Raw genomic sequence first — 15728 nt, 5'->3', positions numbered from 1 at the left:
TAATTCAATTCTGATATGGAAAAGACACTTAATCTCGTAAAAAACGATCCCTGGCTGGAGCCTTTTGCCGGTGCTATCACCGGACGCCATCAGCATGTATTAGACAAAGAAGCTGAATTGACGAATAAGGGAAAACAAACCCTTTCAGATTTTGCATCAGGGTATCTTTATTTTGGATTGCATCGCACCGATAAGGGGTGGACTTTCCGTGAATGGGCTCCTAATGCTACTCATATTTATATGGTGGGTACATTTAATAATTGGGAGGAAAAAGCCGCCTACAAGCTGAAAAAGCAAGAGAATGGCAATTGGGAAATCAACCTCCCGGCGGATGCCATTCATCATGGCGACCTTTATAAACTGAATGTATATTGGGAAGGCGGACAAGGCGAACGTATTCCTGCATGGGCTACACGTGTGGTACAGGATGAACAGACCAAAATATTCAGTGCACAAGTCTGGGCTCCGGAGAAACCCTATAAATTCAAGAAGAAAACATTTAAGCCTGACACGAATCCACTGTTGATTTATGAATGTCATATCGGAATGGCACAGCAGGAGGAAAAAGTGGGCACATATAATGAATTCCGCGAGAAAATCCTTCCTCGTATTGCTGAAGAAGGATATAATTGTATCCAGATTATGGCTATTCAGGAACATCCATATTATGGAAGCTTCGGCTATCATGTATCCAGTTTCTTTGCTGCCTCTTCGCGTTTTGGTACTCCCGATGAATTAAAAGCACTGATTGATGCTGCTCATGAGATGGGTATTGCTGTGATTATGGACATCGTTCATTCACATGCAGTGAAGAATGAAGTAGAAGGACTAGGAAACTTTGCCGGTGATCCGAATCAATATTTTTATCCGGGCGCTCGTCGCGAACATCCCGCTTGGGACTCTCTCTGCTTCGATTATGGCAAGAACGAAGTGATCCACTTCCTATTGTCAAACTGCAAGTACTGGCTGGAAGAATATAAATTTGACGGATTCCGTTTTGATGGAGTAACTTCTATGTTATATTACAGCCATGGACTGGGTGAAGCTTTCTGTAACTACGGAGATTATTTCAACGGTCATCAGGATGATAATGCAATTTGTTACCTGACACTGGCTAATGAAGTGATTCATCAGGTAAATCCGAAGGCGATAACCATTGCCGAAGAAGTTTCCGGTATGCCGGGACTGGCTGCCAAAGTAGAAGATGGCGGTTACGGCTTCGATTATCGTATGGCCATGAATATTCCGGACTACTGGATCAAGACAATCAAAGAAAAGATCGATGAAGACTGGAAACCTTCCAGTATGTTCTGGGAAGTAACCAACCGTCGCCAGGATGAAAAGACCATTTCGTATGCAGAAAGTCATGACCAGGCATTGGTAGGAGACAAGACGATTATCTTCCGCCTGATTGATGCCGATATGTACTGGCACATGCAGAAGGGAGACGAAAATTATGTTGTCAACCGTGGTATTGCTTTGCATAAAATGATCCGCTTGCTGACCTCTTCGACTATCAACGGAGGTTATCTGAACTTTATGGGAAATGAATTCGGGCATCCCGAATGGATTGACTTCCCACGTGAAGGTAACGGATGGTCGTGCAAATATGCCCGCCGCCAATGGGATTTGGTGGACAACAAAAATCTGACCTATCACTATATGGGTGATTTTGATAAAGAAATGCTGAAAGTTCTCAAGAGTGTGAAAGATTTCCAGGCAACACCAGTTCAGGAAATATGGCATAATGATGGCGATCAGGTACTGGCATACGAACGGAAAGACCTTATATTTGTCTTTAACTTTAATCCGAAGCAGTCATTCACTGATTATGGATTCCTGGTAACTCCGGGAGCTTATGAAGTGATACTGAACACTGACGATGTAGCATTTGGAGGAAATGGTTTGACAGACGACTCTGTCGTGCACTTCACTATTACCGATCCGCTGTACAAGAAGGAAAAGAAAGAGTGGCTGAAACTCTATATTCCTGCCCGTACTGCCGTAGTACTTAGAAAGAAAAAATAATTTTATCTTTAAACCAATAAGCCCCCGCAGATATTCAATAATATTTGTGGGGGCTTTTTGGTTTATTACCCTATTCTATGATTCAGTTCCTAGTTTGCCAGAAAGGTACTTGGCCCGAGAATATCATACATATCACTAACATTGCGCGTTTTGAGCAATATCCCTTGTGGAGTATAGAATAACTGATATTTGATGTCGACATTATCTTGCCCTACCTTAATTACTATAATAGCCTGCCATTTGGGAAACTCCACCATTGTCACATTATCTACCACCCAATTTGCGTATGGCCCGGATACAAAGGCATTATAGACTGTTGGGGTCAGTCGGTCGAGACTGACAAGATCAGTCAGTGTCATCACCCATTGTCCCCGGACGTTGAACCACACATTTTTAGTAAATCCGTTCATTGCAAAGTTGGCACAATAATATCCATCGTCTTGTGACCAGGCGACGCCATTTGCTTTAGGATACATTTTCTTGAAAGTTGACTGTACATTGCCGGGAGGGGTATCTCCAAAGACAGATGTAGATAATAGCAGAAACAATGCGATTGCACAAATCATAAATTTCTTCATAAGCTTTGAGTTTAGAGGATTATTTATCTACCTAAACAGCCTTTGAGAATATTTGTTTGAGTGATGTGCATAAAATAATCCCCCGGTCATTCATAAGTGGCCGAGGGATGAAGAGTATACAGATCTTAGGCTTTTTACTTAAAAAGTAATCTTTAGAATCTTTCCGTTATAACCTCCGACTGAAACATCCGTGGGTTTATAAGGTAATAGGCTGATTTCTTCTTTAGCGCCCGTCATCAAATCAGTGGCCTGATAAGACTCCATTTGAGGAATCTGTAAAAAGTCGAAAGCATGCGAAGGTACATTGACGGCAACATCTACCAGTTGACTGTCGAAATTAATAACGAAAAACAGAATCTCATTTTTATATTTTCGCATAAAGGTATATTGTTTATGCTCATTGAAACGCCATCCGTTTATATTGGCATACATTAAGTCAAAAAATACTCCCTTGCTGATTGCCTGCTCTTCGTTACAAATCGTCAGTACTTTTTGGTAGACAGAGTAGAGGTGTTTATGTTCTTCAGTAAGCATCTTCCCGTCAAATTTACCTCCGTTGCGCCAGCGTCGTATGGTGTCTACACTCCAATAATCGAATATGGTAGTTCGTCCGTCCCTTCCGCTGAATCCTTCACTATCCATGCCCAGTTCTCCAAACTCCTGACCGAAGTAGATCATCATAGGATTAGTGTTCATACAGGCGGAAACGATCAGTGCGGGAATTCCTTTACGCGGGTTTCCGGCAAAGAAATCAGAAGCGATACGTTGCTCGTCGTGGTTCTCCAGGAAGTTGAGCATCTTTTTCTCTATTCCATTCAGGCTTTGCCAGCAATGAGTGATAGCGGATGCAGATTCATATCCACAAGCTACATTACGTAACGTGTCATACAGGCCTACCTTATCATACAAGTAATCAAACTTGCCACGGAACAGATAGCTACGGTATTCACCTGGATTGTAAACCTCTGCGATGAAAAGTATTTCAGGATAAGCCTCTTTTACTTGAGGAATAGCCCATTCCCAGAATTCAACAGGAACCATTTCGGCCATGTCGCAGCGGAAACCGTCAATGTCTTTTGATGCCCAGAAAAGAAGAATGTCCAGCATCTTTATCCAAGTATCCGGAGTCGGGGAAAAGTGGCAGGTACCTCCATTCTGATAATCCACTCCATAGTTTAATTTCACTGTTTCATACCAGTCGGTGATATTGGGAGTAGCATCAAAACGATTGTTACCGGTAGCTTTCGCCGGGAATTCCCGGTAAGGCTCTGCTGCACCGTCTTTCATGTCGAACTGGGCATGGAGTTCCGCTTGCGGAATATAATAGAAATTATTATATGGGCTGAAAGATTGGCTGGAGTCATCGTTAGCTCCCAATTCGGTCGTACCGTCCGGTTGTGCATCCGAGTGATATTGGCGTGCTACGTGATTAGGTACAAAATCAATAATTACTTTCAGACCTGTGCGATGTGTGCGATGTACCAGATTCTCAAATTCTTTCATACGTCCTTGCACGTCGTTAGCCAAGTCAGGATCTACATCATAATAATCCTTGATAGCATACGGAGAACCAGCTTTTCCTTTCACAATAGCAGGATGATCCGGACTGATATTATAACGGCGATAGTCCGTTTGAGTGGCATGCTCGATGATGCCTGTATACCATATATGTGTAGCACCTAATTTCTTGATTTCACCAAGTGCTTTGAGCGTGAAATCAGCCATTTTCCCGCAACCATTGGTGGCAATGTCTCCATTGTAGACACAGTGGTTGTTGTTATTTCCAAACAGGCGGGTGAATACTTGGTAGATAATTATTTTATTTTCGTCATTCATATAGAGTAGATTATTAATATTCGTATTCATTCTTGTTTCTGATGGATAGGAGATTATTTCCATATTTTCCCCTTTTCTTCCAACAGTTGACTAAGTACTTCGTTAGCTGTATTATAGCCTTGCCCGAAGATTTCTTCAGCTTTTTCCAGTTCGGTGTTACTGTACCCGTATAGGTTGTATGGTTCGATTAATAAATCGCATTTTTCTCTTTCGGGAAAGGTATTGGCGCGGAACATGAAATGGAATGAGCGCATAGCAATGCTTACAATATTCATTTTGTAATCCTGTGCCATGATGGGACTTACGTTGACAGCTACCACTTTATTGCAAACCCTGCGCAGGGTAGAGACCGGAAGATTCATCATCAATCCTCCATCCACATAGTTAGTGCCGTCTATGTTGACCGGAGAAAACATGACAGGCATACAGCAGGAAGCGGCGACCCGTTCCGCTATGCTTCCCCGATGAAAGTGAACCATGCGACCGTGATCGAGGTCAGTTGCTGTGATAATCAGGGGAAGTTGTAGCTCTTCCAGATTTTTTGCTTTTAAGTTAGTCCGGAGAAAATCAATAAATTCACAGAGGTCAAATAGTCCCTTCTTGGGAATCACCAGTTTGGTTAAATCCTGGAATTTATGTCCGGAGAAATAATCAAGTACTTTGTGCGGCTCGTTGCCGTCCGCGTAAAAGACACCTGCAAGTGCCCCTGCACTTACTCCAGAGATGATTTCCGGTTTAATATCATGTTCCAAAAGAGCTTGCATGACTCCCAAATGGGCAAATCCTTTAATAAATCCTCCGCTTAGTGCATAGCCAATCTGATATTTCCGGCTATTCCAGTTATTTGTGAATACCTCCATGAATTGCTTTCTTTAGTTCGCCACGAATTTAGTGAATTTATTGAAAGTAGGAGGAATATAATGGATAGTTTTTTTTAAATCCATACCATCTGTCTTGTTCACATTTGAAATAAACCGTCATAGAACATAAAACACGGATGGAAACTCTGCTCCGGCACCATGCCGGTCAGAATCCGAAATCGTCTATCTCAACTTTGTGCTCTTCGCTTTCTTTGAATGGTTTTGCTTCTTTTTGTACGGGATTTCCTTCGATATAGATGGCACGGAATGGACGGGCTGGGCAAACATATTCACATCCTCCACAACCTACACATATTTCTTTATTTACATGAGGAATCGTCAATCCGTCCTTATACGGCACCATCGCTACTGCTTGTGTGGGACAGTGTTCGGAGCAGGCTCCGCAACTGGTTCCATCAGTATAAACAATGCAATTTTCCTCGATGAAAACAACATATCCCATTTGTGTAAGATGTTTTTGCTCTACATTTATGGGAAGAATTGCTCCATTGGGACAGACATCTCCACAGACAGTACAGTCAAAGTTACAAAATCCTTTCTCAAAGCTAACAGTAGGTTGCATCATGCCTGCCAAGCCATATTCCATAAAAGCCGGTTTCAAGATATGAGAAGGGCATTTGCTGACACAAAGATGACAGGATGTGCATTGCTGTTGGAAGTGTTCCCGACTGATAGACCCCGGAGGAGTGATCGGATTTTCCTTTTTGTATGCCTTCTTACCTTCCAAGCTTGCTACAGATTCCTTGGCTTGGGAGATGAGTTTGGGGGTTGCTCCGGCAGTAACAAGACCGGCAACCAAAAAACGGCGTTTGGATGAATCCAAATCCGGTGATGATGGTGCAGGAGTTTCTACATCAGACTGTTTTTTTAAAGAAGGGGCGTAAACTAATGCTTTTTGTTTGCATACTCCCAAACAGTTGAAACAATCTACACAACGACTATAATCAATAGCGTGTTCTTTACTATTGATGCAAGCTGCTTTGCATTTGGTGGCACAAAGCCCGCATCCATTACATTTGGCAGTATCAATACGGACTTTGAATAATGAAAATCGGCTCAATAACCCCAATATTGTTCCTACGGGACAAATCGTATTGCACCATGTCCGTCCATGTTTCCATGCCATTACAAAGATGACTGCAAGAGTAATAATAGCGATGAGAAGGGAAGAAATGCTCAAGATGGAGGTGTCTACCTGATAAAATGTATAATTGTCAAATCTGGCAAAGAGTGATTCCAGCAGATTATTCCCCAGCATATAGATAGGTTTGAATATGTGCACTACCACACGTCCATACGCACTGTACGGATCGAGCAAACCAACAATAAATGTAAATCCACATAGAAACCCGACCACTGTCAGTCCGAGCACACCCCAGCGCAATTTGTTTTTTGCAGGACTGTAACTATATCTTTTTTTCTTTTTTCCCGTTGCTTTGGAAATTCGTGCAATCACATCCTGCAAGATACCCATAGGGCAGATTGTAGAACAATATACACGCCCGAATAAAAGCGTTAACACAATGAGAAATAATAAGATACCTATACTTAGTGAAAAGATGGCTGGAATAAATTGCAAATGTGCCAGCCGATGAAAACTGTTCGGTAATATTTCTGCGAAATCGAGAAAAAAGAAAGAAATCAGCACAAATAAAAGTGCTGAGATTCCAATACGTAGCCTTCTTAACATGGTTGTTTTACATCTTAATTCGCTTGACATTCAATTTGTCAATGTTCATGGTTCCTATTTTCAATGCTTCCCCATTGGCGAGATGTCCTACTGTATCCAGTGGCATCTCACGTACTTGATTGAAGAACTTGGCAGCAGCCGTATCCACGGCTACAATATCCGGTGAGATAAACAATCCTTTTGCCAGTACAACATCGGATGCAGAGCGTCCCCGGGGACCGTTTGTTTTCATGATCCGGTAGGCGTCTACTACGTTGAGTACAGCTTTCTTCTGTAATGTACAGATATCTGCGATGCATTGTTGCAAATCGTTCTGGTGGAAGAATCCGCGATCCCACACAATCCCCATGTGATTTTTCATGGAGATAGTCAGATTGGCACCTCCGTGATTCTTCAGAATAGGAACATTGATCCATACATCACAATCCAGAATCGCTTCGTGCACTTTGGCTTTCTTCATCTTTTTGCCTTTTGGCAGATCAATTGGTTTGTAATACGACTCCAGATGTGCAGGCATTACTTTGGCTCCGGCTTTTTTGGCAGCAGCTTCAATACCACTGTTTTTGTAGCATTTCTGCCAATCGTCACAAGTATGGTCGAACACGACCACTTCTTTAGCTCCGGCGGCAAAACATTGTCTGACGATTTCTTCAATCAGTTTCGGATTCGTATTTCCTGCCAGTTCCGGCACTTTATCCCAACCGATATTAGGTTTTACAACCACTTTCTGTCCCGGTTTCACGAATTGCTTCATACCCCCCAGTTCGCTTATGGCACGGCGGAACATCTCTTCGGGTTCTCCGCCCATAACGGCCACCAGATCAGGATTGCTTCCGTTTGCTTTATTGATTGTTTGAGTTAACACCTCCATAGCCTCCGAACGCTGTATAGTCAAGGCGGCTCCGGTGATAGCTACTGTTTTTAAAAAATCCCTTCTGTCCATCTTTCTATATTAGTTTAGAGTTTGGCAATTGCTTTCAGGAGGGCGTATCCGCCGAACCATTGCAGTAACATTCCCGGAATACCGATACGGAAGTCCTGTACTGCTTCGTAGAAACTTCCGACGATGGCCCATTCAAATGCAACGCCTATGACCTGATAAGTGAGTACGACACCAAGAATGGCCAGTAATGAAACCGATTTTATAGTACGTGCTGCAAGAGCTGAAGCTCCGGCGAGTAAGGACGATTTGATTAATAGGATGGGAAGTACCGCTTCCGAGGGCATGGCAAACAATAAATGATTGATGACTGGTGAAAGAATAGCAGTCAATAATCCTACAAGAAAACCATATTTATAAGCCGCAATCAGCGTGAAAAAATAAATAGGTAACAGGGTAGGACCACCATAAGGTACAAGATGGCATAATTGTGGAAGTGCAATGTTACCCGCTACAAATAGTAAGGCGAACAGGTAGGTTTTCACATTGCTGTGTTTCAGCGAATAGAGTTTGACGGATGTTTCCATTTTCGTTGATACTTTAATGTTGAATAGAACGATAATATATTAATAATAAGACTTTTCTCCAGATAAAAGGTTTAATCCGACTGATATATTATTTTAATCCTGTAGGAAAAGAAAGTTTCAGGCGCTTGAAACTTTTAGTTTCCCGGCATGAAACTAATGGTTTCTCGGTGTGAAACTGATGGTTTCAAAGCGTGAAACTATAAGTTCCACACTGGGAAACAAAATAGGACAGGCAGGGATTGATATTCAGAAAATATCTGTCTTGATAATGAATTGTCAGTATCAAGTGGCAGTTTCTTCCTATAACAACGAAAGAGAAGCCTTGTATGTTCGGAATAAGCATACCTAATGTCCCGATAATTGTATAATGATATGCAATTTCGTTATGGGAGATTATCCGTTCATTCTTTCTTTAATCTTTCCCCATGCATGCGTATCGAATAGACAACTTTGGCGCATCGTCTCATACATCTCTTTAAATCTGGACATAGGTATGGTATAGCTTAGTTTGTCAGCTTCGAAATGAGGGCGAACCGATGGGTCGAAGAAACCGAGGAAAGTGCGTTTGCCTCCTTTACGATTCTCTATCGTGGCTTGCGTCACTACAGCACTACAGCCGGAACCAAAGGTAGAAACGACGCAATCTGCTGCGTTATTATCATAAAAAGCCCAAGTGGTCAAGCCCGAAAGCATATCCGGATTTGCCAGAAATACGACACCTTCTATTTCTTCAAGGCTTTCTACCTTATCTATACGTGCAAAATGAAGATACTTGTTTTCTGTTCGGGGAACTCCGATTTGCTGTATAAAGTCGATGACCATTTCAGGAGTCTGTTTGTATTTCTCTTTGAGCGAAACGAAAGTCGGTACACGTTCTGGCATTTCGGTGAAGCCAGTATAGAATTTACCGCCGCCACAACCGATGTTTTCAGCATTCAGGCTGATAATACCACCATCTCTTACCGTCTTCATACCTTTGAAGAAGCAACCGTTTATCTTTTCTGTTTCTCCTTTTTGCTCGTCCGAGTACCAGAAAACAAGAGGCAATTCAGCATTTTCTCCGAATGCCTCTTTGAAATTTTGAATAAAAGTTTGGATGTCCATAAGCTTATCAATTTTGGTTCTTTATGTAGGTCTTTCTACAAAGTTAGAATAAAAAAGGATAAGTGCAAGTGATTTAAAAGTTAATGTTTGATACACTTTTCTTACACTCTTCCAGCTTCTCCAATCCCTCTTTCGACAGTTTGGGGTAATGTAAATCCAATTGCTGCATCCGGTCACAAATAATTCGTCCTACTGCGTAACGCATGAACCATTTATTATCGGCAGGGATTATATACCATGGAGCCAGTTCCGTTGATGTCTCCGTCAGTACATCGGCATAAGCATTCATATAGTCCTCCCAGAATTGACGCTCTTTGATGTCCGCCGAAGAGAATTTCCAGTTTTTAGATGCATCGTCCAGTCGCTCCATGAATCGATTTTTCTGTTCGGCTTTCGATACATTGAGAAAGAATTTCAGGACAATCGTTCCATTCTCCGTCAGATAGCGTTCAAAATCGTTGATCTGTCGATAACGACGCTTCCAGAAGTCGGGATCAATGTCATTTATGGTTTCGACACCTGGTAACTTGTTGGATAGAATAATTTCCGGATGCACTTTGGCAATCAGCACATCTTCGTAGTGCGAACGGTTGAAAATGCCGATTCGTCCTCTTTCCGGGAGAGAGCGATTGATACGCCAGAGATAATCATGGTCCAGTTCTTCAGCAGACGGTTGTTTGAACGAATACACTTGGCATCCCTGTGGGTTAATGCCGGACATCACATGCTTGATAGTCCCGTCTTTTCCTGCAGCATCCATCGCCTGAAAGATAATCAGGATTGAATACCGGTCTTGCGCATAAAGCATACTTTGCAGCTCCGAAAGCTTCTCAATATCCTTTGCCAGTTGTTCTTTAGCGTCTTGCTTGGATAAATCGCCAGTGAATGACGAGTCAAAATCCGATACCAACTGTTTCTTTCCGGGCTTTGCCAGCAGGTCTTTTAGAATATCCTTTTTCATGTGACGGTAGTTTTAATAGTTCTATTTAAATTAAACAGTTGAGGCAGTCAATTGGTTTTTATAATCAGTATGTTTGAGACATTTCATGAGAAAGAGGCTTCTTGACGGATAATGACCAAAAATGAACGGATATTGCTCTGGTATCATGAAGGAATTTATCCGAAATTTGCAATCGAATTAGTACTATATAATAAAAGAAACAATGAAGTATTTGAATAAAGAAATCAATGGTATCACCCTTTCGCGTATCGGACTGGGTGCCATGAGAATGGCTGACGTTCAGCAGGGAGTCGACACGATACATGCCGCGCTAGACAGTGGAATTACGTATCTGACTTTTATGGTCACGGAGAAAGTGAACTGGTGATCCGCGAGGCTTTGAAAACCCGGGAGCGCGGAGACATTTTTATTGCCGTCAAGTTTGGTGGAATGCTCACTTCAGATGATCGGTTCTATGGTATTGACGTCCGTCCGCAGAACGTACAAAATTATCTGGTTTACACTTTGAAACGATTAGGCACAGATTACGTTGAACTCTATCAGCCAGCACGCATCAATCCGCACATCCCGGTGGAAGATACTATTGGTGCCGTTCTCCGTCGCCATACCTATGCCAGCGGCAGTTATCAAGGTCAAAGAATAGATTTATAATCTGATTCTTGATGACATAAGAGTGGTAGACGTGTTCTTTATCAGGAATATAACTTTTAATGAGTTCAACCTGTTTTCTCAAACGCAGGCTTTCTTCCTCACTCAACTCTTGCCTGGTATGTAATTTCTTCAACTGACCCGCCTGTTGCAGACGGATGCCGGATGTCATAGCCATTATTTCCTTTTTCAATTCAGCAGAATGAATGATGAGATAGCCCTTGAAATCGGCTGAATAAGCTGTGTGCTCTATAATATCATCCGGATACACCTGCATCACCATGTTCTTTTTCAGTGTATGCGATAAATAGTTTATTCCTATTGTAATTTCTCCGGAAAGAACAAAGATGAGGGAATAGCCTTTTAAGCGTATCGGATAGTTTTTGACTTGAACCGGCGAACGACGGGAGTTATCTATATCTATGACGGACAATTGCTCCTGAAAGGTAGCTTCTGCGGATATTCTTTCAAAGTATTCTGGCAAAGCTAAATCTACCACCTGTTCCATAAAAACACTATTATAATTTGTAGAAAACAAAGTTCGCACTATTCTTACAGAAAAAAGAGAGTATAGGCCACTTTGTTTTAGTCAGAATCCGATATTACATATTTTTAAGACGATAGCGTCTTCAATCGGGAGAAAAACAGACATTCAACTTCGTTTTCAATAATAATTACTTATATTTGTCCGGATATGGAATAAGAAAAACCGATATGAAGTATTTGTTAATATGTGCAGGCTTGCTTCTCATAGTCTTTCACTCATGGGGACAGGAGAGGCTTGCGGATAGAATCGCTCCTCCGTCAGGATATGTTAGAGAGACCTGCTCCGATAATTCGTTTACAACTTATTTGCGCAATTTGCCATTATTGCCTAAAGGCAGTAAAGTGTTACTTTACAATGGAAAAGAAAAAGCCAATCAGGCAGCCGCATTTGCAGTCGTAGATATGGAGATAGGCAATCGTGATTTGCAGCAGTGTGCCGATGCAGTGATACGCTTGCGGGCGGAATATCTGTGGAAACATAAACGGTATGCAGACATAAAATTCAACTTCACAAGTGGATTTACTGCCGAATATAAGAAATGGGCGGAGGGAAATCGAATAAAAGTCAACGATAATCAGGTTCAATGGTATGCTTCGGGCAAGGGAGTGGATTATTCCTATAAAACTTTCCGTAACTATCTCGATATGGTTTTTATGTATGCCGGAACTGCCTCTTTATCTCGTGAACTCCCAGCTGTGCTTTATACTTCCTTGCAACCCGGGGATGTCTTTATTAAAGGTGGTTCACCCGGTCATGCTGTGATTGTTATGGATGTTGCCATTCATCCGAATACCGGGAAGAAAGTATTTCTCCTGGCACAAAGCTATGTGCCTGCCCAACAGATTCATATCCTGGTCAATCCAACCAGCCGCAACCTTTCTCCCTGGTACGAGCTGACGGAAACGGATGCAGGGAAACTATACACTCCGGAATGGATTTTTGAGAAGAAAGACCTGAAGCGTTTTAAATAGGATAATAGACATAAATGCAACATAGCAAAGAAATAATTAAATCTTTTCTTACTCGATTTTCCATCTTTTCCTTATCTTTGGCATTCAACAAACCGTTTTAATCATACAACAACGAAAAACAACCGATTATGAATTATGATTTATCAATGAATGCTAACCAGTTGGTGGCATTCCTTCAAAAAACAACTTCAGAGTTTACAAAAGCTGACATTATCTCATTTATCCAGCAAAAAGATATCCGCATGGTTAATTTTATGTATCCGGCGGGAGACGGGCGTCTGAAAACTCTGAACTTTGTCATCAACAATCAAGCTTATCTGGAAGCTATTCTCACATGTGGAGAACGGGTAGACGGTTCCAGTCTTTTCTCATTTATAGAAGCGGGCAGTAGTGACCTTTATGTAATTCCCCGTTTTTGCACAGCATTCGTTGATCCGTTTGCCGAGATTCCGACGCTGTCTATGCTGTGCTCTTTCTTCAATAAAGACGGCGAACCCCTCGAAAGTGCACCAGAACACACTCTTTACAAAGCAAGCAAAACTTTTACAGAAGTTACCGGAATGGAATTTCAGGCAATGGGCGAATTGGAATATTATGTAATAGCTCCGGATACTGGTATGTTTCAGGCAACCGACCAACGTGGTTATCACGAATCGGGTCCTTATGCTAAATTCAATGAGTTCCGTACTCAATGTATGTCTTACATCGCACAGACAGGCGGGCAAATAAAGTATGGACACTCCGAAGTGGGTAATTTTACGCTGGATGGTTATATCTATGAGCAGAATGAAATAGAATTCCTGCCGGTTCCCGTATCGCAGGCAGCAGATCAATTAATGATTGCCAAATGGGTGATTCGTAACCTGGGATTTAGATATGGATACAATGTAACCTTTGCTCCAAAGATTACGGCAGGTAAAGCAGGTTCGGGCTTGCATGTCCACATGCGTATCATGAAAGACGGAAAGAACCAGATGCTGAAAGACGGTGTTTTGTCGGAAACAGCACGCAAGGCAATTGCCGGAATGATGGTGCTTGCTCCGTCAATTACTGCTTTTGGAAATACCAACCCTACTTCTTATTTCCGTCTCGTTCCTCATCAGGAAGCACCTACCAATGTTTGTTGGGGAGATCGTAACCGCTCTGTATTAGTGCGTGTACCTCTGGGATGGGCTGCAAAAACAGATATGTGTACATTGGCAAATCCGTTGGAAGCTGAAAGTCATTTTGACACCAGCCAGAAGCAGACTGTAGAAATGCGTTCTCCGGATGGTTCGGCAGATTTGTATCAACTGTTGGCTGGTTTGGCTGTTGCCTGCCGTCATGGTTTTGAGATTGAAAATGCGCTGGACATTGCTGAAAAAACTTATGTAAATGTGAATATCCATCAGAAAGAAAACGAAGATAAGCTGAAATCACTGGCGCAACTGCCGGATAGCTGTGAAGCTTCTGCCGATTGCCTGCAACAACAACGGGCAATCTTTGAACAATATAATGTATTCAGCCCGGCAATGATTGATGGTATCATCCGCAGACTTCGTGGTTATGAAGATAAAACATTGCGTGCGGATTTGGAAGGAAAGCCGATGGAGATGTTAGATCTCGTACATAAGTATTTCCATTGTGGATAATTAAAAAATGATATACGGATAAAAGACTATCTTCGGTTGAAAGGTAGTCTTTTATTTTTTTATATAATACATTCAGACCAAACAGGCTACAAATTTACAGGTTTGGTCTACTTAATGCCGGGTTTGGTCTACAAACTCTCTACGCAGATCGGTAAAACTCTACTTTTGTCTCATTCAAACCCTAAAACAGATAAAAGAATGAGGATTATTTTGTTAAGTGCGTTCGCCTTGTTTCTATTACTTCCTGAAAATATACAGGCACAGGTTACTGTGAAAACCGGGTATATATCTTCTTCCCGATATAAAGATGAAAATGGACAGTATCCCGGGAAAGGGGATATGTGCTTTGTGGAAGGGAACGTCAATATTCCCGTATCACAGAAAATGAATGAAAGAAATCAGCCAACTCTTTGGATGATTTCGGCAGGAGGAAGCTATACGGCAATGAATAATAAGAATCTTCAATCTTACATAGATCAAATTATAAATATGCAGTTGAGCGTAACCAATATTCGCCCTATCAGCAAAAAATGGCTTTTGTTGACGACTGTCGGTGCAGGCGTCTATACCTCTTCTGATGTAAAACTGAAGAATGTTCTGGGACAGGGAGGAGTTATTTTCATCCGGCAGTTCAAGTCCAATTTATCTCTTGGGGCCGGATTGGCTGTGAACAACACATTTGGTTATCCGATGGTATTTCCTGCTATTTATTTTGATTGGAGCACTGAAGGACGTTATCAAATTAAAGTTTCGATGCTGAATGCCATGGAAGTATCGGCAGGAATGAAAATGAATAAATATCTGAATCTAAGGATCGTGGCAGAGATGAACGGGTCATTGGCATTGTTGGAAAGAGAAGGAAAAGATACTATGTTTTCCCAGCAATTCATTATTGTAGGTTTACAACCGGAAGTAAGTATGGGGAATTCTTTTTCAATCACTGCTACTGCCGGTGTGTCGTGTAGCAGAATAGCTTATTACACTACCCGCACTTTAAAGGCTTTCTTCGAAGATATGTCTAAAGATACTGATCCATATTTTAAACCGGCAATGTATGTTTCGGTGGGAATGAAGTATAAGTTCTAAAAAAATGGTAACTTTATCGCCTGATGTCAGTTAAGATACTATTATATACGTTACTGAAGCAAATTGGGATATTTCTTGTAGTCTCCTTTTTAGTGTTCAGAGGCACTTTTGTCGAAAGCGATAGTTTAGGGCTAAATCTTTCTACGGGAGTTAGTCTTTTACTTTCTGTCATTCTATGGGGAATCATAAATCTGCATACTTACTGGTTAATTCCCGGTTATCTGTTTCAGCGTAGATATAAAAAGTATATCATATATTTGAGTTGCCTTGTTGGATTTATGCTGACCGCCATGGTTGGTG

At 41.7% G+C, this 15728-nt stretch carries 15 protein-coding genes; 6 read left to right on the top strand and 9 right to left on the bottom strand.

Annotated features, from left to right (window positions below; all coding sequences use genetic code 11):
• Positions 1-15: 15 nt before the first annotated feature.
• Positions 16-2028 carry an alpha amylase C-terminal domain-containing protein gene (locus tag KSX81_RS24210; protein ID WP_004295844.1) on the top strand — a complete coding sequence of 671 codons (2013 nt, stop codon included), beginning with the start codon at positions 16-18 and terminating at the stop codon, positions 2026-2028.
• Between the two features lie 89 nt (positions 2029-2117).
• Here KSX81_RS24210 and KSX81_RS24205 read toward each other — a convergent pair whose 3' ends face one another.
• The 8 genes from KSX81_RS24205 to KSX81_RS24170 all read right to left on the bottom strand — a co-directional run bounded on the left by KSX81_RS24205 (position 2118) and on the right by KSX81_RS24170 (position 10545).
• A complete protein-coding gene (locus KSX81_RS24205) occupies positions 2118-2606 on the bottom strand; it encodes a PepSY-like domain-containing protein (RefSeq protein WP_004295845.1) in 489 nt (162 codons plus the stop codon).
• Positions 2607-2744: 138 nt separating this feature from the next.
• Positions 2745-4442, bottom strand: coding sequence for an alpha-amylase family protein (locus tag KSX81_RS24200; RefSeq protein WP_052587817.1), 1698 nt, complete (start codon positions 4440-4442; stop codon positions 2745-2747).
• 53 nt (positions 4443-4495) lie between these two features.
• Positions 4496-5302 carry a patatin-like phospholipase family protein gene (locus tag KSX81_RS24195; protein ID WP_004295848.1) on the bottom strand — a complete coding sequence of 269 codons (807 nt, stop codon included), beginning with the start codon at positions 5300-5302 and terminating at the stop codon, positions 4496-4498.
• 166 nt (positions 5303-5468) lie between these two features.
• Positions 5469-7013, bottom strand: a complete 1545-nt coding sequence (locus KSX81_RS24190) for a 4Fe-4S binding protein (RefSeq protein WP_052587803.1) — start codon at positions 7011-7013, stop codon at positions 5469-5471.
• A gap of 7 nt (positions 7014-7020) precedes the next feature.
• Positions 7021-7956, bottom strand: coding sequence for a DUF362 domain-containing protein (locus tag KSX81_RS24185; RefSeq protein ID WP_004295850.1), 936 nt, complete (start codon positions 7954-7956; stop codon positions 7021-7023).
• 14 nt (positions 7957-7970) lie between these two features.
• The gene (locus KSX81_RS24180) at positions 7971-8480 is read right to left on the bottom strand and encodes a hypothetical protein (protein ID WP_004295851.1); all 510 of its coding nucleotides are present in this window, start codon (positions 8478-8480) and stop codon (positions 7971-7973) included.
• 393 nt (positions 8481-8873) lie between these two features.
• The gene (locus KSX81_RS24175; RefSeq protein WP_004295853.1) at positions 8874-9584 is read right to left on the bottom strand and encodes a DUF169 domain-containing protein; all 711 of its coding nucleotides are present in this window, start codon (positions 9582-9584) and stop codon (positions 8874-8876) included.
• Positions 9585-9657: 73 nt separating this feature from the next.
• The gene (locus KSX81_RS24170) at positions 9658-10545 is read right to left on the bottom strand and encodes a polyphosphate kinase 2 family protein (RefSeq protein ID WP_004295854.1); all 888 of its coding nucleotides are present in this window, start codon (positions 10543-10545) and stop codon (positions 9658-9660) included.
• A gap of 202 nt (positions 10546-10747) precedes the next feature.
• Between KSX81_RS24170 and KSX81_RS24165 the strand changes: the two genes are divergently transcribed.
• Complete coding sequence (locus KSX81_RS24165; RefSeq protein ID WP_004295856.1) at positions 10748-10912, top strand: hypothetical protein; 165 nt, start codon at positions 10748-10750, stop codon at positions 10910-10912.
• The gene (locus KSX81_RS24160; RefSeq protein ID WP_074726660.1) at positions 10909-11196 is read left to right on the top strand and encodes an aldo/keto reductase; all 288 of its coding nucleotides are present in this window, start codon (positions 10909-10911) and stop codon (positions 11194-11196) included. The genes KSX81_RS24165 and KSX81_RS24160 overlap by 4 nt, the downstream gene beginning before the upstream one ends.
• Here KSX81_RS24160 and KSX81_RS24155 read toward each other — a convergent pair.
• Entirely contained in the window at positions 11126-11701 is a 576-nt protein-coding gene (locus KSX81_RS24155; RefSeq protein WP_004295857.1) for a hypothetical protein, read from the bottom strand. The genes KSX81_RS24160 and KSX81_RS24155 overlap by 71 nt on opposite strands.
• Positions 11702-11907: 206 nt before the next feature.
• Here KSX81_RS24155 and KSX81_RS24150 point away from each other — a divergent pair, with 206 nt between their 5' ends.
• The 3 genes from KSX81_RS24150 to KSX81_RS24140 all read left to right on the top strand — a co-directional run bounded on the left by KSX81_RS24150 (position 11908) and on the right by KSX81_RS24140 (position 15428).
• Entirely contained in the window at positions 11908-12711 is an 804-nt protein-coding gene (locus KSX81_RS24150; protein ID WP_217725558.1) for a DUF4846 domain-containing protein, read from the top strand.
• Between the two features lie 128 nt (positions 12712-12839).
• Positions 12840-14342, top strand: coding sequence for a glutamine synthetase family protein (locus tag KSX81_RS24145; RefSeq protein ID WP_004295859.1), 1503 nt, complete (start codon positions 12840-12842; stop codon positions 14340-14342).
• A 198-nt stretch (positions 14343-14540) separates the two neighbouring features.
• Positions 14541-15428 carry a DUF6268 family outer membrane beta-barrel protein gene (locus KSX81_RS24140; RefSeq protein ID WP_008998276.1) on the top strand — a complete coding sequence of 296 codons (888 nt, stop codon included), beginning with the start codon at positions 14541-14543 and terminating at the stop codon, positions 15426-15428.
• Positions 15429-15728 lie beyond the last annotated feature (300 nt).

The sequence above is a fragment of the Bacteroides sp. MSK.18.37 genome (genome assembly GCF_019129155.2).
GTDB lineage: Bacteria > Bacteroidota > Bacteroidia > Bacteroidales > Bacteroidaceae > Bacteroides > Bacteroides ovatus.
This window is presented reverse-complemented; position numbering and strand designations above follow the sequence as displayed.

Bases quoted from the DNA above. Each gene is read 5' to 3' on its own strand.
- KSX81_RS24210 (WP_004295844.1), top strand. From the start codon at position 16: ATGGAAAAGACACTTAATCTCGTAAAAAACGATCCCTGGCTGGAGCCT.
- KSX81_RS24205 (WP_004295845.1), bottom strand. From the start codon at position 2,606: ATGAAGAAATTTATGATTTGTGCAATCGCATTGTTTCTGCTATTATCT.
- KSX81_RS24200 (WP_052587817.1), bottom strand. From the start codon at position 4,442: ATGAATGACGAAAATAAAATAATTATCTACCAAGTATTCACCCGCCTG.
- KSX81_RS24195 (WP_004295848.1), bottom strand. From the start codon at position 5,302: ATGGAGGTATTCACAAATAACTGGAATAGCCGGAAATATCAGATTGGC.
- KSX81_RS24190 (WP_052587803.1), bottom strand. From the start codon at position 7,013: ATGTTAAGAAGGCTACGTATTGGAATCTCAGCACTTTTATTTGTGCTG.
- KSX81_RS24185 (WP_004295850.1), bottom strand. From the start codon at position 7,956: ATGGACAGAAGGGATTTTTTAAAAACAGTAGCTATCACCGGAGCCGCC.
- KSX81_RS24180 (WP_004295851.1), bottom strand. From the start codon at position 8,480: ATGGAAACATCCGTCAAACTCTATTCGCTGAAACACAGCAATGTGAAA.
- KSX81_RS24175 (WP_004295853.1), bottom strand. From the start codon at position 9,584: ATGGACATCCAAACTTTTATTCAAAATTTCAAAGAGGCATTCGGAGAA.
- KSX81_RS24170 (WP_004295854.1), bottom strand. From the start codon at position 10,545: ATGAAAAAGGATATTCTAAAAGACCTGCTGGCAAAGCCCGGAAAGAAA.
- KSX81_RS24165 (WP_004295856.1), top strand. From the start codon at position 10,748: ATGAAGTATTTGAATAAAGAAATCAATGGTATCACCCTTTCGCGTATC.
- KSX81_RS24155 (WP_004295857.1), bottom strand. From the start codon at position 11,701: ATGGAACAGGTGGTAGATTTAGCTTTGCCAGAATACTTTGAAAGAATA.
- KSX81_RS24150 (WP_217725558.1), top strand. From the start codon at position 11,908: ATGAAGTATTTGTTAATATGTGCAGGCTTGCTTCTCATAGTCTTTCAC.
- KSX81_RS24145 (WP_004295859.1), top strand. From the start codon at position 12,840: ATGAATTATGATTTATCAATGAATGCTAACCAGTTGGTGGCATTCCTT.
- KSX81_RS24140 (WP_008998276.1), top strand. From the start codon at position 14,541: ATGAGGATTATTTTGTTAAGTGCGTTCGCCTTGTTTCTATTACTTCCT.